Source organism: Flavobacterium flavigenum (genome assembly GCF_027111255.2).
Taxonomy (GTDB): Bacteria; Bacteroidota; Bacteroidia; order Flavobacteriales; family Flavobacteriaceae; genus Flavobacterium; species Flavobacterium flavigenum.
In genome coordinates this window covers 3,894,885-3,918,396 of record NZ_CP114285.2, presented here as the reverse complement: position 1 = coordinate 3,918,396, position 23,512 = coordinate 3,894,885, and the positions used below count along the sequence as shown (strand labels likewise).

At 35.5% G+C, this 23,512-nt stretch carries 19 protein-coding genes; 12 read left to right on the top strand and 7 right to left on the bottom strand.

Features of this window, described 5'->3' with window-relative positions; genetic code table 11:
* Positions 1 to 109 precede the first annotated feature (109 nt).
* Positions 110 to 1,735, top strand: coding sequence for an L-glutamate gamma-semialdehyde dehydrogenase (gene pruA / locus OZP09_RS16295; RefSeq protein WP_281309663.1), 1,626 nt, complete (start codon positions 110 to 112; stop codon positions 1,733 to 1,735).
* Positions 1,736 to 1,842: 107 nt separating this feature from the next.
* Here the strand turns inward: pruA and OZP09_RS16290 are convergent, their stop codons facing one another.
* Positions 1,843 to 3,258, bottom strand: coding sequence for an alkaline phosphatase (locus OZP09_RS16290; protein WP_269234762.1), 1,416 nt, complete (start codon positions 3,256 to 3,258; stop codon positions 1,843 to 1,845).
* Between the two features lie 143 nt (positions 3,259 to 3,401).
* Entirely contained in the window at positions 3,402 to 4,031 is a 630-nt protein-coding gene (gene rsmG / locus OZP09_RS16285; protein ID WP_269234761.1) for a 16S rRNA (guanine(527)-N(7))-methyltransferase RsmG, read from the bottom strand.
* Between the two features lie 107 nt (positions 4,032 to 4,138).
* On the opposite strand from rsmG, the gene OZP09_RS16280 reads away from it, so the two are divergent.
* The 10 genes from OZP09_RS16280 (at position 4,139) to OZP09_RS16235 (ending at position 13,862) form a co-directional block, all read left to right on the top strand.
* Positions 4,139 to 5,233 (top strand): fatty acid desaturase family protein, encoded by a 1,095-nt coding sequence (locus OZP09_RS16280; RefSeq protein ID WP_269234760.1) that lies wholly within the window; start codon positions 4,139 to 4,141, stop codon positions 5,231 to 5,233.
* A gap of 66 nt (positions 5,234 to 5,299) precedes the next feature.
* Positions 5,300 to 6,490: a pyridoxal phosphate-dependent aminotransferase gene (locus OZP09_RS16275; RefSeq protein WP_163392636.1), complete on the top strand. Its 1,191-nt coding sequence runs from the start codon at positions 5,300 to 5,302 to the stop codon at positions 6,488 to 6,490.
* Positions 6,491 to 6,830: 340 nt separating this feature from the next.
* Positions 6,831 to 7,286 carry a ferritin-like domain-containing protein gene (locus OZP09_RS16270; protein WP_269234759.1) on the top strand — a complete coding sequence of 152 codons (456 nt, stop codon included), beginning with the start codon at positions 6,831 to 6,833 and terminating at the stop codon, positions 7,284 to 7,286.
* A gap of 120 nt (positions 7,287 to 7,406) precedes the next feature.
* Positions 7,407 to 7,997 carry a hypothetical protein gene (locus OZP09_RS16265; RefSeq protein WP_269234758.1) on the top strand — a complete coding sequence of 197 codons (591 nt, stop codon included), beginning with the start codon at positions 7,407 to 7,409 and terminating at the stop codon, positions 7,995 to 7,997.
* Between the two features lie 14 nt (positions 7,998 to 8,011).
* On the top strand, positions 8,012 to 8,470 hold the full coding sequence (locus OZP09_RS16260) for a hypothetical protein (RefSeq protein ID WP_269234757.1): 459 nt from the start codon (positions 8,012 to 8,014) through the stop codon (positions 8,468 to 8,470).
* A 136-nt stretch (positions 8,471 to 8,606) separates the two neighbouring features.
* Complete coding sequence (locus OZP09_RS16255) at positions 8,607 to 10,475, top strand: peptidase U32 family protein (protein WP_269234756.1); 1,869 nt, start codon at positions 8,607 to 8,609, stop codon at positions 10,473 to 10,475.
* 143 nt (positions 10,476 to 10,618) lie between these two features.
* Positions 10,619 to 11,278 (top strand): response regulator transcription factor, encoded by a 660-nt coding sequence (locus tag OZP09_RS16250; protein WP_269234755.1) that lies wholly within the window; start codon positions 10,619 to 10,621, stop codon positions 11,276 to 11,278.
* A 443-nt stretch (positions 11,279 to 11,721) separates the two neighbouring features.
* Positions 11,722 to 12,087, top strand: a complete 366-nt coding sequence (locus OZP09_RS16245) for a hypothetical protein (RefSeq protein ID WP_269234754.1) — start codon at positions 11,722 to 11,724, stop codon at positions 12,085 to 12,087.
* 127 nt (positions 12,088 to 12,214) lie between these two features.
* On the top strand, positions 12,215 to 12,835 hold the full coding sequence (locus tag OZP09_RS16240; protein ID WP_269234753.1) for a class I SAM-dependent methyltransferase: 621 nt from the start codon (positions 12,215 to 12,217) through the stop codon (positions 12,833 to 12,835).
* Between the two features lie 256 nt (positions 12,836 to 13,091).
* On the top strand, positions 13,092 to 13,862 hold the full coding sequence (locus OZP09_RS16235; protein WP_269234752.1) for an alpha/beta hydrolase: 771 nt from the start codon (positions 13,092 to 13,094) through the stop codon (positions 13,860 to 13,862).
* A 65-nt stretch (positions 13,863 to 13,927) separates the two neighbouring features.
* On the opposite strand, the gene OZP09_RS16230 is transcribed toward OZP09_RS16235, so the two are convergent.
* From OZP09_RS16230 to OZP09_RS16210, 5 genes are all read right to left on the bottom strand, one after another.
* Positions 13,928 to 14,734, bottom strand: a complete 807-nt coding sequence (locus OZP09_RS16230; RefSeq protein WP_278008690.1) for an ABC transporter ATP-binding protein — start codon at positions 14,732 to 14,734, stop codon at positions 13,928 to 13,930.
* Between the two features lie 94 nt (positions 14,735 to 14,828).
* The gene (gene ntrB, locus OZP09_RS16225) at positions 14,829 to 15,716 is read right to left on the bottom strand and encodes a nitrate ABC transporter permease (protein WP_269234751.1); all 888 of its coding nucleotides are present in this window, start codon (positions 15,714 to 15,716) and stop codon (positions 14,829 to 14,831) included.
* Between the two features lie 153 nt (positions 15,717 to 15,869).
* Positions 15,870 to 17,084, bottom strand: a complete 1,215-nt coding sequence (locus OZP09_RS16220; RefSeq protein WP_281309662.1) for a CmpA/NrtA family ABC transporter substrate-binding protein — start codon at positions 17,082 to 17,084, stop codon at positions 15,870 to 15,872.
* A gap of 29 nt (positions 17,085 to 17,113) precedes the next feature.
* On the bottom strand, positions 17,114 to 18,565 hold the full coding sequence (locus tag OZP09_RS16215) for an alginate export family protein (RefSeq protein ID WP_269234750.1): 1,452 nt from the start codon (positions 18,563 to 18,565) through the stop codon (positions 17,114 to 17,116).
* 385 nt (positions 18,566 to 18,950) lie between these two features.
* The gene (locus OZP09_RS16210; RefSeq protein ID WP_269234749.1) at positions 18,951 to 19,658 is read right to left on the bottom strand and encodes a Crp/Fnr family transcriptional regulator; all 708 of its coding nucleotides are present in this window, start codon (positions 19,656 to 19,658) and stop codon (positions 18,951 to 18,953) included.
* 267 nt (positions 19,659 to 19,925) lie between these two features.
* On the opposite strand from OZP09_RS16210, the gene OZP09_RS16205 reads away from it, so the two are divergent.
* Entirely contained in the window at positions 19,926 to 23,444 is a 3,519-nt protein-coding gene (locus OZP09_RS16205) for a nitrate reductase (RefSeq protein ID WP_281309661.1), read from the top strand.
* Positions 23,445 to 23,512: the final 68 nt, after the last annotated feature.

Sequence of the window (23,512 nt, the reverse complement as noted above, 5' to 3'; positions counted from 1 at the left end):
TTAGTTTATTAAATTACAACATTTTAATATTGTATTGTGATATAATCAAAATAACCTTTGTACTTTTGCCTAAAATTAAACAATTCGTAATTTTAAAATATTTTATCCCATGTTAAAAGGATTTTTTAATGTACCTAAGGCGGTAAATGAGCCGGTAAAAGGATACGCACCCAACTCACCGGAAAGAGCCGCTGTTCAGGCAGCTTACACTACAATGTGGAATTCTCAGATTGATGTTCCTTTACATATTGGAAGCGAAGAAATCAGAACCGGAAACACAAAAAATATAACAGCACCTCATGATCACCAGCATGTTGTTGGAAAATATCATCTGGCTGAAAAACAACATATAGAAAAAGCGATTGCTAATGCTCTTGAATCAAGAAAAGCATGGGCCAATATGGCATGGGAACAACGTGCCGCTATTTTCTTAAAAGCGGCTGAATTAATAGCAGGTCCATACAGGGCACGTATTAACGCTGCTACTATGATTGGGCAATCAAAAAATATTCATCAGGCAGAAATTGATGCTTCTTGTGAATTGATTGACTTTTTACGTTACAACGTAGAATTCATGACTCAAATTTACGGAGATCAGCCAAAATCGGATTCTACTACATGGAACCGTTTAGAGTACCGACCTCTTGAAGGTTTTGTTTACGCGATAACTCCGTTTAACTTTACAGCTATTGCTGCCAATCTTCCGGCAAGTGCTGCAATGATGGGTAATGTTGTGGTTTGGAAACCAAGCGATAGTCAGGTATTCTCAACAAAAATCATTCTTGATGTTTTCAAAGAAGCAGGAGTTCCGGACGGCGTAATCAACGTAGTTTTTGGAGATGCTTTAATGATTACCGACACTGTTTTGGCAAGCCGCGATTTCGCCGGAATTCACTTTACAGGATCAACTCATGTATTTAAAGATATCTGGGCAAAAATTGGTGCCAATATCCACAACTATAAAACCTATCCAAGAATCGTTGGGGAAACTGGTGGTAAAGATTTTATCATTGCACACCCAAGTGCTAACGTAAAACAAGTGGTTACGGGTATCACTCGTGGTGCATTTGAATTCCAGGGACAAAAATGCTCTGCAGCTTCAAGAGTTTATATTCCTCAAAGTTTATGGCCAGCTGTTAAAGAACAATTGATTACTGATGTAAAATCAATGAAAATGGGTTCTCCGGAAGATTTCGGTAACTTTATTACAGCGGTTATCCACGAAGGTTCTTTTGACAAATTAGCGAGTTATATCGATCAGGCTAAAAAAGATACGGATGCTGAAATTATTGTGGGTGGAAATTATGATAAATCAGTTGGATACTTTGTAGAGCCAACGGTTATTGTAACTACAAATCCAAAATACACTACGATGGAAACCGAATTGTTCGGCCCTGTTGTAACACTTTACATTTATGAAGATGCCAAATGGGAAGAGACTTTAGAACTAGTGGATACTACTTCTGAGTATGCTTTGACCGGTGCTGTTTTCAGTCAGGATCGTTATGCGATTGAAGTTGCTACAACTAAATTACAAAACTCAGCAGGTAACTTCTATATCAACGACAAACCAACCGGAGCCGTTGTTGGAATGCAGCCATTTGGTGGCGCAAGAGCTTCAGGAACTAATGATAAAGCAGGTTCTGCTTTGAACTTATTGCGTTGGGCTTCTCCAAGAACTATTAAAGAAACTTTTGTAACTCCGGAGGATTACAGATATCCGTTTTTAGGTTAATTATTTGTTTCAGGTTTAAAGTTTCAAGTTTAGAAACTTTGTCTAAATAAAAAGCCGAATCTTTTCATGAAGATTCGGCTTTTGCTTGTTTTTAGTTTATGTAAATCTTAAAACTTATTCTCCACTTCTGCAGCCTGAAGCATTAAATAATGCAAATCGGTATTTTTTACGAATGGCTTCAAAAGTTCGCTTCCCGGACCTAACATCGCCAGTTCAACATAATCTCCCGAGTGGTCCATGCTGATCCAGCCTACTGAATTTATTTTTCCCTGCATTTCTGCGAAAGCTTTATAAGGCAGCTTTTTATAATTGTACAATCCATCTTCTTTGTGCAATCCGTCGTAGTAGCCTAATACATATTTGGCATCTTCATCTGAAACAGAATGTCCATTTGCTTTTTCAATAATTTCTTTTACCTGCGCAACGGAAGATTGCGGTTTTATCTCATTCAGGATCCATTCGTTGGTCTGTGTATATTTTTGGATGCTGTCAAAATTATCATTGGCATTTTTTCCGTAAATAATGCCGGGATTTGCATTTCCGTGATCTGTTGTAATGATTACCAATGTTTCTTTGTCTTTTTCAGCAAATTCTATCGCCACCTTTACGGCTTCATCAAATTCAATCTGGTCGTGAATTAAACCTGCAATATCATTTCCATGTGCTGCCCAATCGACCTTTCCACTTTCAATCTGCAGAACAAAACCATTTTTATGATACTTCATTCTGTCGATTGCTTTTTGAGACATTTCAGCCAGACTCGGAATAGTGTTTTTTAATTTTTCATCACTGTTTCTGTCCACATAATACGGAAGTCCGTCATCTGCAAACACACCCAGAACGGGTTTAGAATTTGATGCAGCCTCCATTTCAGATTTTGTTTTTACAACCTGATATCCTTTTGCTGTATAAGCAGCATACATATCTTTTTTGTCCTTTCTCAATTCCGGACTGAAATAATTCGCTCCGCCTCCCATCATGATATCAAAACCAAGCTCTAAATATTGTTCAGCAATATCTTCCTGGGCATTTCTGCTTTTGCTGTTGACGCAAAAACCAGCCGGAGTTGCATGTGTAATAGGAACTGTAGTCACACAACCCGCCATTTTCCCTGCTTTTTTAAATTTTTGCCAGATTGGTAAATGTGGTTCTCCTTGTGGACTCACGTTCAAAACACCATTATTGACACGAAAACCTCCACCCCATGAAGAACTCGCGGCAGAAGAATCAGTTACTATGGAACTTGCTGAAGCAGTATCCATTAAAGCTCTGGAAACCCTGTTGTCTTTATATAATTGTATCCAGTTAGAACCCTTGCCATTTTTTCTGTTCAGAAACAAATCGGTCATATTAAGCGTACCAGTACTCATTCCGTCACTAACTAGTAAAATGATATTTTTTGCCTTTTTGTTTTTATTAGCAGACTCTAAATCTAAAACATTTGCAGCACCCTCAAACGGATTGATAACTGCGGCTCCTATCGTAAACAATGAGCCATTTTTAAAGAACTTCCTTCTATTCATTATAACTTTATTTAAGCGTTTTCAAAGGTAAGCAAATTGGTTCAGTTACAAATTATCATTCAGTTATGATTGCTTTCAAGGCATAAAAAAGCCGACAACACTTTTATAAATGTTATCGGCTTTATAATTATCATAGAAATAAATTAAGGCTGAAATTTCAATGGCAAATGAACCACTTTTTTGGTTTCAAAAAATTCATCTTCAAAAATTGTAGATAAGTCATGTAAAGTAGCTTTCGGAAAGTCTTTTAATTCCTCAGTTAAATCCCCGCCTTTTAAATACAAGATCCCGTTTTTTAAGGTATGCTTGTGCTGTTTTTTGATCTTATCATGAATCCATGACACGAAATCCGGCATATTGGTTACGGCCCGGCTTACTATGAAATCGAAATCACCTTTTACAAGTTCGGCACGTTTTTGTTCTGCTTTTACATTTTTTAATTCCAAGGCATCTACAACACCCTGTACTACCCTTATTTTTTTGGCAATCACATCAATTAAATAAAAACGGGTTTCAGGAAAAAGAATTGCCAGCGGAATTCCTGGAAAACCACCTCCGGTTCCAACATCCAAAACAGTTGCTCCGGGTTCGAATTTCATGATTTTTGCAATTCCAAGAGAATGCAGGATGTGTTTTATATATAATGAATCAATGTCTTTTCTTGAGATAACATTAATTTTTTCGTTCCAGTCGTGATATAAAAAGTCTAATTTTTGAAATTGTTCGATTTGAATGTCTGTCAAATCAGGAAAATATTTCAGAATCTCATCCATTGTTGTAATTTTTTAACAAAAGTACTACTTTACGATTGAAATATTTAACTCAATTTTGCAAATTGAAAATTTATAATAATTACCTTTGACAACTATTTAAAATTAATATGAATAATACCGCACCAACATTTTCAAAGCAGGATAATCTTAAGTTTTTCAGAACACTTAACTCACGGGTAAACAATTACTTCAAGGAAAACAATATCCAAAAAACCGGAAACTGGAAGTTACACTTAAAGGCGATTATTCTTTTTTCTGTTTTTCTTACGCCTTATTTTTTAATTCTGGCAATTGATATGCCTTTCTGGGCTCAACTATTATTAAACATTGTCATGGGAATCGCTATGGCAGGAATTGGAATGAATGTAATGCATGATGGAAATCACGGCTCTTATTCTTCTAAATCATGGATCAATAAAATCATGGGCGGAAGCATTTATATTCTGGCCGGAAATGTTCATAACTGGCAGGTTCAGCATAATGTACTGCACCATACTTATACCAATATTCACGGTCATGATGAAGATTTGGATGCCGGCAGAATTATTCGCTTTACGCAAAATGCAGAATGGCGTCGTTTTCATAAATTCCAACATTATTATTCTTTCTTTTTATACGGATTACTGACTTTTAATTGGGCTTTAACAACCGATTTTAAGCAAATGAAAGATTATATAAAAAGAAAATTATCATACGGAGCTCCACAAAGTCCAACCAAACTATGGACCGTTTTGGTCATTACAAAAATTATCTACGCAATGATCTGGATGGTTTTACCAATGGTTTTAGGTGTAACATGGTGGAAAGTAGTAGTTGGTTTTTTTGTGATGCATTATACTGCCGGATTAATTTTGAGTATCGTTTTTCAATTGGCACACGTTGTTGAGGAAACTTCAAATCCAGTTCCAAATGAAGAAGGGGAAATTGAAAATACCTGGGCAATTCACCAATTGTACACTACAGCTAACTTTGCTCCAAAAAACAAAATCGTAAACTGGTTTACCGGCGGATTAAATCATCAGATCGAGCATCATATTTTTCCAAATATCAGCCATATCCACTACGGAAAAATTGCTGAAATCGTAAAACAAACAGCCAAAGAATGCAATTTGCCTTATTATGAATTCAAGACCATGAGAGGCGCAATCTGGGCTCATTACAAGCATTTAAAAGATCTCGGAGCAAAACCTGAGTTTGCATAACAACACTAAAATCTATTAATAACCTCTCTTAAAAAACAGCAATTAAGAGCAATTAAATTTTTTATAATGAACCATATTCTTTCAGACAGAATTAACAATTTAGCTACTTCGCAGACTTTAGCGATGGCTGCATTAGCCCGTGAGCTAAAAGCACAAGGAAAAGACATTATCAGTTTAAGTTTAGGTGAGCCTGATTTCAATACGCCTGACTTCATCAAAGAAGCTGCAAAAAAAGCAATCGACGACAATTACAGTACATATTCTCCTGTTGACGGATACCAGGATTTAAAAGAAGCTATCTGCAGAAAATTCAAAAGAGACAATGGTTTAGAATACAAACCATCTCAGATTGTAGTTTCTACAGGAGCAAAACAATCATTATACAACATTGCACAAGTAATGTTAAACGATGGTGACGAGGTAATTTTACCAGCACCATACTGGGTTTCTTATTTCGAAATCGTAAAACTTTCAGGCGGAGTTCCTGTTGAAGTTCCAACTTCAGTAGAAACAGATTTCAAAATCACTCCTGAGCAATTAGAAGCTGCCATCACACCAAAAACAAAAATGATGTGGTTCTCTTCTCCATGTAATCCTTCAGGATCTGTTTACAGCAGAGAAGAATTAACAGCTTTAGCTAAAGTGTTAGAAAAACACCCAAATATTTACGTAGTTGCGGACGAAATCTATGAACACATCAATTTCTCAGGAACGTTCTGCAGTATCGGTTCTATCCCGGGAATGTTAGAAAAAACAATTACTGTAAACGGAGTTGCAAAAGCATTCGCCATGACAGGATACAGAATTGGTTACATCGGAGCTCCGGAGTTTATCGCAAAAGCATGTACAAAAATTCAGGGACAAGTAACTTCTGGTGCAAATTCTGTTGCACAAAGAGCTACAATTACAGCTGTAGATGCTGATCCAAGTGTATTAAACGAAATGGTTCAGGCTTTCCACGGACGTAGGGATTTAGTGGTTGGTTTATTAAAAGAAATTCCGGGTGTAAAAATCAACGTTCCGGAAGGAGCGTTCTACGTATTCCCAGACGTTTCTTCTTTCTTCGGAAAAACATTAAAAGGGCACGAAATTAAAGATGCAAACGATGTTTCTATGTACCTTTTAGCAGAAGCAAACGTAGCAACTGTAACAGGAGACGCTTTCGGAAATCCAAACTGTATCCGTTTCTCTTATGCAACAAGCAACGATATTTTAACAGAAGCATTACGCAGAATCAAAGAAGCTTTGACTGCATAACAGTATAATCTTTTTTATTAAAACGGCTTAAGGTTTAAAGTTTCATCACTTTATACTTTGAGCTGTTTTTTTTATGGGCGTATCCCCTCCAGACGGGCTATAATACGTTACAAGTTCTCACTTTCCTTCGTCCGGCTCCGGCTTTTGACTTCTATTCCTTACGGTATATTAAGAAATTCCAATATTTCCCACAAAGCATTTTTCTGTATTCTGAAAAAACTAATGCATAGTTTCAAAATTCCCATTCCACAATTCTATAAATAACTTATTTAATCCTGTAAAAAAGAATACGTTATAAGTTTTAATCTTTGTAATATATAATTTTTAAAAAATCAACATCATGATACATACAGATGAAACTACAAAAGAAGCAGTTAAAACTTTAGAAGGATTAATTTCAATTCTTGAAGACGGAAAACTAGGTTATACCAACGCAGCCGAGCATGTAGAAAATGCTGCAATGAAAACTGAATTTCTTGAATTCGCACGTGAAAGAGCCTTATTTATTGTTGAATTGCAAGATGAAATCAACAAACTTGGAAAATCAACAGACACTTCTGGCGGAGGACCATTAGGAGCACTTCACAGAACCTGGATTGACATTAAATCTTCTTTTACAGGCGGAGATACAGAAGCAATTATCAATGCCTGCGTTACCGGAGAAGAAGCTGCTATCGAAAAATACAAAAAAGCACTGGAAGAAAACCATCTTGAATACAATCAGGTTAACATCGTTTCAAAACAATTGAACAGTATTCAAAATACTTTGTCATTAATTAAAATGAAAGCCAATTAATCGATCGATCGATTCATGCTTTTTTTTGAGAACCGCCTGGTCTTCGGATTGGGCGGTTTTTTATTTGCTAAAATTAAAAATAATCTTACTTTCGCGCCATTATTTCAAAACAAAATCTTTATGAAATCAACTTTACGCAGTTTTATTTTTATTATTTTCATAACATTATTTTCAAATCAGATAAAAGCACAGACAACAGGTAAATCCATAAAAGCTTCTATAGGTTATGGAGCAAGCAGTTCTTATTATAACGAAGACTATGGAAGTCAGGATGAAGTAGATGTTATGGGCGGCGGACTTTATCTGCAGGGTGAATATATTATAGGAATTAAATCATGGTTTAGTATAAGACCCTACGCTGGTGCTATTTTTGAATCTGTTGATCAAGATCAAAACGTTCAAAATCAACCTCAGTATAAAGTAACAACTAATGCTTTTTTAATGGGAGGAAAAATTCGTCTTTGTGCACCAATACCATGGGTTGCGCCATTTATTGAAAGTGGTATTGGAGCTTCGGCTGGTAAATTTGAAACGTTTACACCAAATGTTAATTTCAACAAAAGTGATTTTTTATTACACATTCCATTTGGCATAGGATTAGCCGTAGGTAGAAATCATAGTTTTGAAATTGGAATTTCTGGTTACTTTCATCCAGCTGCAAAACAATCAACTGGAGTATTTGCTTTCGGATACAGTTTTCCTTTAGATTAATTCAAAAAATAAAAATGAGGAGCAAAAAAAGACTTTTATCTTTAGCTTTACCACTAACATTTATCTGTTTTATACTTTTTACAAAATGGTGGATTGTTGATGTTATCGATGGTGCGGATGGAGTTATGTACGGATTTCCATTAATTTATAAATCTCCGGTATTTTATACTTCTATAACGGAGCAATTTTTCGTAGTGGAGTTAATTTTTGACTTGATAATTTATTTTATAGCTGTATTAGGTACATTATATTTCGTAAACAGATACATTATTGAAATCAAATTTCAAAAACCTTTTTTATGGGTTATACAATCGATTGCAATACTATTATTTTGTCTCGAACTTTTTGTGGTTATTGCACTAGAAGATGATTTTTTAATAAAAAGAGATTTTGATATAGAATTAAAACAAACAGGATTTAAATTTTATTTCTCTAATGAAGAAAGAAACGAATATAATAAGTTACACCAGTAAACATAATTTCACACATTATCATCTCATTCAAGTTAACAATTTCAAAAAAATCGCTTCAGCATTAGCAATCTCAAATATTTTATAAGACCTTTGCACACTTTTTTTCGTGAATACCACAAAAGCTAAAGTTTTAGAAATGAAGAAGAAAATAGAAATATTAGCTCCGGCCAGGGATTTAATTGGCGGAATGGCAGCTATTAACAGCGGTGCAGATGCAGTATATATTGGAGCGCCACAATTCGGAGCCCGATCTAATGCCAACAACTCTATTGAAGATGTTGCGGCATTGGTAAAATATGCACACTTATTTTACGCTCAGGTTTTTGTGGTAATGAACACCATTTTGTACGACAACGAACTTGAAACGTGTCGTTCAATGATTTGGGAATTATACGACATTGGTGTTGATGCCCTGATTATTCAGGATATGGCGATTATGGAAATGGACTTGCCTCCTATTGTACTTCACGCCAGTACTCAGGCCAATAATCGTGACAAAGACAAAATAAAATTCCTTAAAGATGCGGGAATCAAACGTGTGGTTTTAGCACGTGAACTGAATTTGCATCAAATTAAAGAAATATACGATCATGCTGATGTTGAACTGGAATTCTTCGTAACCGGAGCATTATGTGTGTCATTTAGCGGAAACTGTTACATGAGTGTGGCAAACGGGGAACGCAGCGCCAATCGTGGTTCCTGCGCCCAAAATTGTCGTTTACCGTATAACTTAATTGACGGAAACGGAGAGACTTTAATCAAAAACAGTCACTTGCTTTCTATAAAAGATTTAGACGTTTCAGATCAGATTCCGAATTTAATTGAAGCCGGAATTGTTTCTTTTAAAATTGAAGGCCGTCTTAAAGATGTGGCTTATGTTAAAAACAACGTATCCTATTTACGTCAGAAATTAGACAGTTATTTAGAAGGAAGCGACAAATACACTAAAGCTTCTTCCGGAAAATGTACGTATACTTTCGACTCCTCTTTAAACAGAACTTTCAACCGTGGTTATACTGATTATTTCGTAAACGAAAGACACGCTAGTATTGGTTCCTGGGAAAGTCCAAAATCAAAAGGACAGTATATTGGTAAACTAATCCGAACTATCGGAGGTGCTTACGAAATCGAAAACGGCGAATTACTAAACAACGGTGACGGACTTTGCTTCATCAACGAAAACAATGAAGCAGACGGAATTTATGTAAACAAAGCCGAAAACGGAAAAGTGTATCCAAACGTTTTAAAAGAAATCAAAGACGGAACTTTCATTTATCGCAACAACGATACTGCTTTTATCAAAATTGTTGAAAGAGAAGACAGCGCCATCCGTAAAATCGGAACAACTTTACTGCTTACCGAAAACGAAAATGGTTTCGAATTAATCGCAACCGATGAAGACGGAAACGTAAGCACCGTAAAATTAGAGCATCCAAAAGAACAAACAAAAAACGGTGAATCAATTGCAGAAAACTTCAAAGTGCAATTGGCAAAAACAGGTTTCACACCTTACAGCGCCGATGAAATTGATGTTGTGTTTTCTCAAAACTGGTTCCTTCCTATTTCGAAAATCAACGAAATGCGAAGAAATGTTTTCGAACAATTATCAGAAATTCGTTTGGCAAATTACAAACGTGAAGAACATCAATTGGTGAAAACGTCGCATCCTTATCCGGAAACGAAACTGGATTTTATGTACAACGTTTCCAACAAAACAGCTCGTAAATTTTACGAACGCCACGGTGTTACCGAAATCGAAAAAGCATTCGAATTACAATGGGACCCAGGAAAATCTCGTGTAATGACCACAAAATATTGCATTAAATACGAATTAAAAAAATGTCCGATACACCAAAAGGACATTGTAGGTACCAAAGTTAAAGAACCATTAGTATTAAAACAGGGCGAATTAGAATACAAACTAAAATTCAATTGCAAGCCCTGCGAAATGGAAATCTGGGAAAAAGATGCGGAATTTGAGATTGAAGAAGATCATTTTCACTAAAATACAAACCGATGCTTTAAGTATCGGTTTTTTTATACACATCATTTTTCAATTAACTAATTTCTTAATTTAAAAATTACGTATCTTAGCAGTTCGTTTTAGATGAATATACGTAAAAATTTAGAATCAAAATTAAGTAGAATATGGGGGATATTATTCGGGTTGTACTAGCAGACGACCATGTTTTTGTAAGAGACGGAATCAAATCTTTACTTGAAAATGAAGCAAACATAGAAGTTGTTGGGGAGGCAATTGATGGTGCCGATGCGCTTGAAGTTGTTACTGCCAGCAAACCCGATTTACTTATAGTAGATATCCGTATGCCCAACTTAACCGGTATTGAAGTAGTAGAAAAACTTAGAAACGATAATAACACTGTAAAAATTATTATGCTTTCGATGCATGAATCTGAGGAATATGTATTAAAATCTATAAAAGCTGGTGCTGACGGTTATTTGCTGAAAGGTTCCAGCAAAGATGAATTCATGAAAGCATTGCATACAGTAGCCAATGGCGGCAAATATTTCAGCGGAGATATCTCTTCTATTTTAATTGGCCAGTTAACTAATTCTTCACTTTCAGCAGAACCAAAACAAAATTTGGGTGAAGAAATGATGATCACCAAAAGAGAAAAAGAAATTTTGACTCTCTTATTATCAGGAAAAGGAAATAAAGAAATTGCTGAAGCATTAGATATCAGTAAACGTACTGCTGAAGTACACCGTTTTAATTTAATGAAAAAACTAAAGGTTAAAAACTTAATGGAATTATCTAATAAAGCAGCTGAATATTCTTTACTATAGATTACATGCGTATAAATACGTAATTTTAAAAAAAACTGCCTTAGCAGTTTTAACTACGTTATAGTATTTGTTTTTGCCAAAAAAATACATATAAATTCACTATCGCAATCACAAGATTTTATTGTTAAATATATTGGCATTTACAGTATGTTTTGCATGCTGGACATTAATGGGGTTTTACCAATTAATTGATGAATGGTATTGATTTACAGCGAATATTCCATCAAAGAAATATTACAGACTTCTATTTTTTATTTGTAAAAAACAAAAAATAGAGAATATGATATTTTTTCCTAATAAAATAAATCTTTCTTCGAAATTAACTTACATATTTTTACCTTTTTCATAATTTCTAAATCAGGTATTTTTTTTCTTTCAAAAACACAATTATATACTATAATTAGTTATATTTGAAGCGATTATGAACCCCAAATTCTATCCAAATGATACCATTTTTAAAATTATCCATGTTAACCTTTTTTGTAACTCAAACAGGTATTGCTGAAAAATTTAATGACGCTTTAATTTCAAAAAATTCAGAAATTAATTTTTCCAAAACACAAAAAAGAGGAATTAAAAAAAACAACATTGTTTATTATGTTGAAAATGATCTGCAAACGATATCTGCTTATAAAAGAAGTAAGCTTAAATGGCAGACAAATGTAATTTCTGTTTGTGGAAAACCTAAAAATGGAAATCCCGAAATTCGATATGTTGGCTATAATGCAAACAAACTGCTTATCGTTATGGGAAAACACAATTTTGCAGAAATTGACATACATAACGGTACAACAAAATTTATTGGTTAAGATTAAAACCATACCTAAATATAAATAACACATAAAAAAAGAGCTTTTGATTGATTTCAGAAGCTCTTTTTTATGAAGGTTTATATATTTTGAGTTTGAAATTAAATTTTAAAAATAAACTAATAAAATGACAAGCCCTTGGACCCAAAGATGGGACGATCGCTACAGTAACGAAGAATTTGCTTATGGCGAAGAACCTAACAATTACCTAAAAGAACAGCTTGAAAAATTAAACTCCGGAACCATACTTTTCCCTGCTGAAGGAGAAGGTCGAAATGCCGTTTTTGCAGCCCGATCAGGGTGGATTGTTGATGCTTTTGACATTAGTACCGAAGGAAAAAACAAAGCATTAAAACTGGCTGAGACCAATAATGTTACGATTCGTTATCAGGTAGGAGAATTAGAATCCCTTAATTATCAGACGGAAGAATTTGATGCGATTGCGCTGATATATGCACACTTTCCGGCAGAAATAAAATCGGCCACTCATAAACAACTTGATAAATATTTACGCAAGGGCGGAATAATCATTTTTGAAGCATTCAGTAAAAAACATCTTGAATATCTGGCTAAGAATGATAAAGTTGGAGGTCCTAAAGATGTTGAGTCTTTGTTTTCAATCGAAGAAATCAAAACTGACTTTCCTGATTACGAAATTATTGAATTAGTGGAAAAAGAAATCGAACTGAACGAAGGCTTGTTTCATAATGGAAAAGGTTCTGTGATTCGTTTTGTAGGGAAAAAATAATTTATAAAACAAAATAAATTTGTCAGAAACACGCTTCCAGATATCTCAATCAGCGCCTGTAATAAAAATGTTAATAAAAAATATTAATTGGTTAAAAAACAGTGATTTCAAATATAAATCATAATTTTTTAATTTGTACTTTCGTAAAAATAATACTATCTATCACCAACATTCCCCGAAGAATTATGAAGGATGTTTCTCATTTTGCATTAACCATATTTGAATTAAAAAGTATCAAACTTAAACAAATCATATAATGGCAAAATCAAAAACGATCGTATTGTTACACGGTATGTTCGTGAATAATAACAGCTGGTCTGAATGGGAAACTTATTTTCAGCAAAAGGGGTTCAATGTTTATGCACCGCCCATCTCAGGTCATGAGGGAGATCCCTACAGACTTAGAAAAACTCTTCATCCTGAACTTGTTGAAACAGGTTTTGTTGATGTCGTAAACAAAATGGCAAGATTTATTGACAGATTGCCGGAAAAACCACTTGTTATCGGACATTCGATGGCGGGTCTGGTAGTACAAAAACTGCTTGACCTGGGCAAAGCAGATGCCGCGGTAAGTATCAACGGAGCACCTCCAAAAAATGTTATTCCCCCATTTTCAACTATAAAAATGGTATGGCCTGCAGTAAATTTCTTTTCCAGAAGAAAGTATTATTTAGGAAACAGAGATTGGTATAATAGGGCATTTTTCAATACACTTCAAAAATCAGAACAAAATAAAGCCTATGAATTAATAGCTGTACCGGAAAGCAGGAAAATTGGAAGGGAAGCGCTCCTGAAATCTTTTGCAAATGTAGATTTTAAAAAACCTCATCAGCCAATTTTGTTTATCGGAGGGGGAAAAGACAATATATTTCCGCCTGATTTGACTAAAAAGATTGCTGGTAAATACAAAGATCCTCACAGTACGGTGGATGTAAAGATTTTTGATGAAAAAAGCCATTTTATATGTGGCGAAAAAGGCTGGGAAGAAGTGGCAGATTATATTTTGAATTGGTACACCAATTTATAAACAATACATACAAACAGAGACGCACTGCTGTACGTCTCTACAATACAAATAACTAAACTTAAAAATTAATTCTGATATTTCATCCCCATATCTTCAATAGAGAATTTATCGGTCAATAAATGTAACAATCGGTCTCTTAAGGCGATGTATTCAGGCATTTTTACAATTTCAATTTTGTTTCTTGGTCTTGGCAGGTTCACTTCAACAATTTCGCGGATTGTTGAAGCCGGACCATTATTCAAAACTACGATTCTATCAGATAAAAACAGAGCTTCTTCGATATCATGGGTAATCATCACGATTGTTTTTTCACGGTTGTTCAGATTCCATAATTTTAAAACTTCCAGTTGCATAGAGCCTTTCGTCAAAGCATCCAAAGCACCAAACGGTTCATCGAGAAGCAAAACGCCAGGATTAATAGCAAATGCCCTTGCAATGGCAACACGCTGTTTCATTCCACCCGAAAGCTGTCCCGGCAATTTGTCCTTGTGTTCAAATAAATTCACCATCTTTAGGTTCTGAATCACGATTTCATGTTTTTCTTTTTTAGAAACACTCATTACAGAATCAACTGCCTGAAAAATATTTTCTTCTACAGTCAGCCATGGCAGAAGTGAGTAGTTTTGAAAAACAATACCACGATCCGGTCCCGGGCCTTTTATTTTTTGATTGGCCAGTTCAACAGATCCTCCGGTTGGGGTCAGCATTCCGCCAATCGCATTCATAATCGTTGATTTCCCACAGCCCGAATGTCCAATGATAGAGATAATTTCTCCTTTTTGAATTGATAAATTAATATCCCGAACGGCTATATATTTTCCTTTTGGGGTTGGGAATGATATTTCTAAATTTTTTATTTCTAAGTAGCTCATGATGTTTTAGTTTTAAATTTTTGAAAAGTTTCAGGTTTCAGGTTTCAAGTTAGAACCTTTGCAACTTTGTTTCTTTTAACCTTTGTCACTTATTTTAAGCTTTATAAGCCACTTTAGTTTCAATGAAAGTGAATAATTTATCAAACAGAAGTCCTACGATTCCGATGATGATAATAGCAGAAATTACTTTTTCCAGGCTAAGGGCATTCCAACTGTCCCAGACAAAAAATCCAATTCCTGCTCCTCCAGAAAGCATTTCCCCTGCAACAATTACCAGCCAGGCAACACTGATACTCAAACGCAACCCTGTAATGATGTGAGGCAGGCTGTACGGAATTAAAATTTTGGTTAAATAACGCATTTTTGAAAAGCCAAAAGCTTTTGCCACGTTTTTGTGATCCTGTGGAATTGAAGCTATCCCGAAAGAAGTATTGATTAAAGTAGACCACAACGATGTGATGAAAACGATAAAAATAGTCGCCAGTCCGGTATCTTTAAAAACCACCAGTCCGATTGGGAACCAGGCTAAAGGCGAAACCGGTTTTAAAAGCTGTACAATCGGATAGAAAATTTGTTTGCAGATGGCGCTTGCTCCCATCAAAATCCCAATCGGAATCGCTATTAAAGAGCCTAATAAAAATCCGGACAAAACAGTTTTTATGGAATTGAATAACTGTAATCCGATTCCTTTGTCATTCGGACCGTAATCGTAAAACGGATCGCTCAGCATTTCTTTCAAAACAGTAAAAGTAGCCAAAGGTCCCGGAAGCGCATCTTTGGTATAAATGCTTAACAAAGTCCAGAAGCCTATAAAAAACAGGATTCCAATTCCTGCTAATGCTGTCGATTTTAATTTCACTGCCAATTGGCTGATGAGTAAATTTAACTTCTCGTTTTTTACTGAATCATTGATGTTTTCAGCCGTCAGAACCTCAGCCTGACCGCTAATATCACTTAGTGTTAATGTATCTTTATCTGACATGACTTTATAGTTTAAGTTGAAATTATTTTTTGAAAATTGATTTTTTTTGCCACAGATTAATATGATCCTCAAGGATTAAAGAGCTTCAAGTAGGTGTAAAGAATAATCTTTACGATCATAAAATCTGTGGCTCAAATAAGCTTAGTAAGCACTTTATTTTTTTACTACTTTTAAATATCCTGCTGGGTTTGAAGGGTCAAAAACAGTTTTGTCCATAGTTAAAGAGAATGGCTTCATATCATCATTTGGCACTTTTACTTTCATGCTTTTAGCTACTTCTTCATATAAATCCTGTAATATTAATTTATCTGCAATCGCTTTATAATTAGGAGCTTCTTTCAAATAACCGAATCGTACAAATTGTGCCATTGCCCAAATAGCATATGATTTACGAGGATAATTTACCATTCCGCCTTTGTAAAAAAGCATATAATCTTTAGCATAAACCTGCGTTCCCTGATTACATCCTAAATCGTAATTACCCATTAATCGGTTTTCGATAACATCTGCAGGAGCATTTACATAAGGTGCTTTCCCGATAATTCCGGCTGCTTTTTTACGGTTAGCAGGATTATCTAACCAGATGCAGGCTTCTAAAACAGCTTTCATCACTTTTACAAGATCAGTTCTGCGTTTTTCGCTGAATTCTTTGTTGACAACCAAAGCTTTTTCAGGATGGTCTTTCCAAATGTCCTGAGAGGCCACCTGTGTAAAACCAATTCCCTGCTTTACGGCAACTCCGCCCCATGGCTCTCCCACACAAAAACCATCCATGTTGCCTACCTTCATATTGGCCACCATTTGCGGAGGCGGAATAGTAATAATTTTTGATGTCTTTTGATTGATCCCCGCAATTGCCATCCAGTTACGCAACCATAAATCGTGTGTCCCTCCGGGGAAAGTCATCGCAAAAGTCACTTCTTTTTCGGCTTTTAGTTTTGCTGCCACAACCGGTGCAACTTTATTCATTTGCTTGAAGCCTACTTTTCCGCAAAAATCTTTTGAAAGTGAAATCGCCTGACCATTTACATTTAGCATCATCGCGATCTTCATTTCAGAACCTGCTTTTCCTCCTACCCCTGTGTAAACCGAAAATGGCATTGAATACAGACAGTGCGCTCCGTCTAATTCTCCGGTTAAAATTTTATCACGAACATTTGCCCATGATGATTCTTTCGTTACTACGACTTCAACACCGTATTTTTTAAATAATCCCAATTCTTTTGCCATTACAATCGGCGAACAATCTGTCAGCGGAATAAATCCTAGTTTTACCGGGTCATTTTGTGCTGTTATCTCCGAAAAAGAAGCTGATACGACTACTAGCAAAGTCAATATAGTTTTTGTGAGTGTGTTTATTTTTTTCATTTTAAATAGATTTAAAAGTTATTTAGAATTTATTTTTTGGCTAAAAAATTTGGTTTGATGTTTAGCATTACATAAGCAAATTGTGGATTCAAATCGGCATTGGCAACATTTTTAACTGCTGCAGAAGCCATTGAATTGGTAGCTTTCATAATAGAATACCCGCCTTCAATATTGATCATTTTGGTTAAATTGTATTTTACTGTTAAGTCTAATTCGGTTCCCAGATAAGAGTCTAATTCTCCTCCTGCGCCATTAGATAATGTATTTGCCGATTCAAATCCGTGTACATCTAAAGCTAAAGTCAGATTGTCTTTGGCATTGTATTTTATTTTAAAGAAGTAATTCAGCAAGCCCTGCTTTCCGAATCCATTAGCAGCATAAAAGTAATCCATGCTTCCCCAGAATTTATGCGGCGTTCCGTACAATGGGTCAAAGCGGTTATTTTTAGAATCAGCAGTAACGGCTTTAGAACCATCATCACCGGATAAGTAATCAACTCCGGGACCTACAAATAATTTTCTTCCAATCTGATACGTTGAAGTAATAGAAAATAAATTAGCATTTAAAGATCTTCCGTCTTTATCATGCCCCCCTTGGTAGTAGTAGCTTCCCATGAAATTTAATTTTCGGGTTGCATTTACGTTATAGTAAACTCCGGTCGTGTTTCTGCTCCACACGCCTTCGCTATTTACTTTAGTAGTCACAGGAGGTGTTCCTGCTGTGACGTTGGTGTATTTATTAAAATCATCTTTAAAAAAGAGAAAAGACAAATCACCAAAAAAGAATTTTTTACCGATGTAAGCATACTGAAATGATTTATACATAGTTCCGATTCCGTTTGTACCTGCTCCATAAGCCGGGTTTGTTCCGTTGTAAATTGTTCCGGTATTTAATTCTTTATTTTGGTTGAAGGCAGCCCCTATATCTGCAATCCAGCCTTTGTTGGCATATTTCAGGATGATTGCATCGTGTCGTCTCGCCTGCTGTAACCAATCCAAACCTCCTAATACTTTTTGATCATCATAAGAAATTTCCTGACGCCCTGCTTTTACAGATAAATTCTGAATAGTACTTAGTGTATCTACTAAAGAAATTTCAGCCCAGGCCTCGTGAAGTAGAATTCCGTTATTGGCCTCAGTAGTTGTTCTGTTGATTGATGAAGCATCCTGCCCCCAAACGCGAACATCTTGTAAACTGGTAAAAATTTTAAAACGATATCCTGAATATCCGGCAGATAATCTTGTTCTTTGGCTTGTAAAAATAGCTGCTTTGTCGCCATCTTGTTGTAAAGTCCCTTGTCCTGCACGTACTTCTACACGAGGTCTTACCTGACCCGTAAGTGTAAACTGTGCCTGAGCTTCATATTGAGAAAAGCATGTAATGACAAATGCTAATAAAATAGATTTTGAAAATTTTCTATTAAAAAAACGCTCTTTTTTTGAAATCTGCGTGATTGGTTTAAAGTTGGTTAATTGAAACATAATAATTTGTTTTTGATTAGTATGAAGCAAACTTACATACGTATTAATACTTAAGTATTATGTTTTTACCATATAGAAACATCTTTTTTTAGCTAAAAAAAACGTTTTAAAGTCAATTTATTTACTGCGTTATCGCATAAATTTCAAATCAATGTAGGTGAAATAAGGGATTGCATTTACTTACATTGGAGATAAGAATGGCATTTTAAAGAAAATATAGTTTGGAGAAAATGAAAATAAAGATCTGGAGACATGTTTTTTTTAGCCTATAAAGCCAAATAACTTAAAAATATACTTAGAATTGTTTCTAAGTGTTTACCCGAAATGCTTAAATATGCTTGTGATAAAGAAGAAATGATGAATAATAACAGAAATCTGTATTCTTTTAAAAATACTTATGTTCCATTATTTCGGATTGCAGTTTAGAAGGAGATAATAGACCGATTCTTTTACCGACAGTTTTGATAAGGATTTCTTTTTTTAGGCTTGAAAGTATGCGTATAGCTTGTTCCTCTGTAGTTCCGGCAAAGTCGGCGATTTCCTTACGGGATAATTCAATTTCAATCAAACCATTATTATTCTGGCCAAATTTTTTGTGAATGTACAACAGCAAATCAATTACACGTTCACGTACATTCATGTGGGCGATTTTTCGAATGTTATTCTCACTTTTGTTTAATTCATCTGCATAAAACAACATCAGGGCATACGTAAACTCCGGAACATTTTTAAGGATATCCATCATAGTTTCATTACTGAAATTACATAAAACTGTATCTTCCAGGGCATAAGCACCAATAAGATATCGTTTACTGGTTCCAAAACCACGAAATCCGATGGTATCGCCGTTTTTAGTTAGCCGAACAATCTGCTCACGACCGTTAATCCCGGTTTTTACTGTTTTTACTTTACCTTTACAGATAAAATAAAGTCCCTGAAGAGGAGCACCTTCAATAATAAACTGATGCGATTTTTTGCAGACAAAACTGTGTTTTTTTGAGATATACTCCTTCATCTGCTCCAGATGCAGGTGCTTTTTTATAAAACAGTTCTCGTTTGCACAGGTATCACAAATGGCCATTTCTTCTTTCATGGGATAGTTTTTTATTGTTTCCTTAAGTCCATAGTGATTAGTTTAACTTGCTAAATCTGTGCCTTCAGACTAATTACTAATGACTATTCACTAGTTACTGTTTTGCAGTACGATTCTGTTCATTATTTATTTTGATTCAAAAATAAAAAAATAAATTCACAAAATAAGTATTTATACGTAAAAATACTTATTTTTGTATAACTTTATATAAGTGCTTTATCTGAAGACTTATCAAAGACAACAATTGTAGTATTTAAAATAACCAGGATGCAAAACACAAAAATCAAAACTACCTGTTCCTATTGTGGCGTTGGCTGCGGAATCATCGTTACAAATGATCCGAAAAGTGGTGTAATGGTTGAAGGAGACAAAGATCATCCGGTAAATAAAGGAATGTTATGTTCTAAAGGAAGAAACTTGCATTATGTTGTAAATGATACTTCAGACAGGATTTTGTATCCGCAAATGCGCGGAAGCAAATCGTATCCTTTGGAGCGTGTAAGCTGGGATACTGCGATTGATCGTGCTGCAGCAGTTTTTTCTTCAATTATAAAAAAACACGGACCCGATAGCGTTGGTTTTTATATTTCGGGACAATGTTTAACTGAAGAATATTATTTAGTAAACAAGTTAGTAAAAGGTTTTTTAAAGACCAATAATATAGATACCAATTCCAGACTTTGTATGAGTTCTGCCGTAGTTGGGTATAAAAAAACATTTGGTGAAGACTCAGTTCCAATTGCATACGATGATATTGAGCTGGCTGATACTTTTTTAATCACAGGCGCAAATCCTGCCTGGTGTCATCCTATTTTATTTAGAAGACTGGAAAAACACAAAGAAAATAATCCGAAAGTAAAAATTATTGTAATCGATCCAAGGAGAACCGATACAGCTGCTTTCGCCGATTTACATTTGCAGATTATTCCGGGCTCTGATATTATTTTATATCATGCGATGGCCAAACGCATCATCGAAAAAGGATATGTAGATCACGATTTTGTAAAAAACCATGCTGAAAATTTCAAACAATATAAAGATTTAGTTTTAGGAACTTCACTGGAAAAAGCCTCAAAATTATGCGGAATTTCAGTTAACGATATTAAACTGGCTGCGGATACCATTGGAAAAGCAAAAGGTTTTATCTCACTATGGGCAATGGGATTAAACCAGAGTGCCGTTGGAGTAGATAAAAACACCGCTTTACTTAACCTTTCGCTTTTAACAGGTCAGATAGGCAAGCCGGGTTCAGGGCCTTTTTCACTAACAGGTCAGCCTAATGCAATGGGAGGTCGTGAAGTTGGTGGAATGGCAAGTTTACTGGCTGCTCATAAAGATCTTGCTAATCCGGAACACCGAAAAGAAGTAGCAGATTTTTGGGGAGTCGATGCAATTTCAGAAAAACCGGGTTTAACCGCAACCGAAATGTTCGAAGCACTGGAATCAGGCAAAATGAAAGCCGTTTGGATTATCTGTACCAATCCGTTAGTAAGCTTACCTGATTCCCGTCGTATCGAAAAAGCATTACAAAATGCTAAATTTGTTGTCGTTCAGGATATTTCACATAATGCGGATACCGCTAAATATGCCGATTTATTATTGCCTGCAGCAGGATGGCTTGAAAAAGAAGGCACAATGACCAATTCTGAACGCAGAATTGCGTATTTACCAAAAGGAATCAATCCTCCCGGAGAAGCACTTCCGGATATTGAAATTTTAATTCGCTTTGCTAAAAAAATGAATTTCAACGGCTTCAATTTTAATAATGCCGAAGAAATCTACAAAGAGCATTGCGCACTGACCAAAAACACCAATATTGATATTTCATTCTTAAATTATAACCGATTAAAAAACGAAGGGACTTTTCAATGGCCGGTTCCTGATTACGGACATCCGGGAACACCTCGTCTTTTTACGGATAAAAAATTCTATACGCCTTCTCAAAAAGCCATTTTTAATTTACCCGTAGCTATTGAAAATACTTCAGAGCAGCCAACACCTCAATTTCCTTTTATCCTTACCACAGGCAGGGTTCGTGACCAATGGCATACGATGACTAAAACCGGAAAAGTATCACGTTTAATGACGCATACACCAAGTCCTGTTCTTGAAATTAACCCGATTGATGCTTTTAAATCGGATATTAAAGATGGGGATATTGTTGTCGTAAGCAGCAAAAACGGAGAGGTTCGCGTAAAAGCAAAAGTTACCGATTCGATCAGGGAAAAAGTAGTTTTTCTGCCAATGCACTGGGGAAAACAACTTGAAAATGATTTGAACCGGACTAATAATTTAACCATTACACTTGTTGATCCAATTTCAAAAGAACCGGATTTTAAATACACCACGGTTTCTATTGCGAAATACGTAAAACCGTTTCAGAAAATTGCAATTGTGGGGGCGGGAGCAGCTGCTTTCCGTTTCATTCAAAATTATCGAGAATTCAATTCTACTGATGAAATTATTGTTTTTTCAAATGAAATAAATCCGTTTTACAATCGTGTATTGCTTCCTGAATATATGACAGGCGAATTTACGTGGCAGCAATTATTAAAGGTAAAAGATGGAGAAGCATTAAACAAATTGAAAATTACCATGAATGCCGGTGTTGCCGTTGGTAAAATAAATGCTGCAGAAAAAACAATTATCGACAGTAACGGAGACAGACATTCTTATGATTCATTGATTCTGGCTACCGGAAGCCGTCCTTTTGTACCTGAAAATGCACAATTACATTTGCCGGGACGCTTTACTGTGAGACGAAAAGAGGATGCCGATCGTTTAAAAGCACACCTTGACAATACCAATTTACCTCCGGAAGAACAGCATGTAGTGATCGTTGGCGGAGGTTTATTAGGATTAGAATTAGCAGCGGCTTTAAAACATAAAAAAGTAAAAACAACTATCATACAAAGGGCTTCCAGATTGATGGAACGCCAGCTGGACCGAATTTCGAGCAAATTACTGGCCGAGGAAGTACAACTTCGTGATATCCAGATTTATTTTGATAACGAGGTAAGTACTGTTTTTGAAACCGATAACGAAAACGAGCTTGAAATCGCTTTAAAAAGTGGACGAATCCTTACCGCAAATGCTATTGTATATACGATTGGAACGATTCCTAACATTGAAATTGCAAGGGAAACCGGTATTGCATGTGGTCGGGGGGTAAAAGTAAACCAGTATTTACAATCCTCAAACCCTGATATTTATGCCATTGGAGAAATTGCCGAATTTAATAACAGACTATTCGGAATCACATCAGCAGCAGAAGAGCAGGCAGATATTCTGGCTAACTTTTTAGCGGGAGACATCAGCAGTTATTACAAAGGCTCGATTTTAATGAACATCCTGAAACTGGAAGATATTAGCTTATGTAGTATTGGAGAAGTAGAAATTCCGGAAAACGACGATTCATACGAAGAAATTGTTTTCTCTGATCTGAAACAGCGTTATTACAAAAAATGTATCGTTAAGAATGATTTATTGGTAGGCGCTATTTTAATGGGGGACAAAAACGAATTTGCCGAATTCAAAACCATGATTGAGAGCAAAATAGAATTGTCTGAAAAACGAAATTTATTGCTTAGAGGAAGTTCAAATGCCAAGCCTGTTCTCGGAAAATTAGTATGTTCCTGCAGTCAGGTTGGTGCCGGAAACATCGAAGAAACCATTAAAAGCGGTGTAAATAATTTTACCGATTTATGTAAAAACACCGGAGCAGGATTAGGCTGTGGAAGCTGTAAAACAGAGGTTAAAGAGATTTTAGCAAAGTGTAAAGTATAGTATTTTAGTTTCTTTTGTTTCAGGTTTCAGGTTTAAAGTTTCAGGTTTAAAGTTTCAGGTTTCTGGAA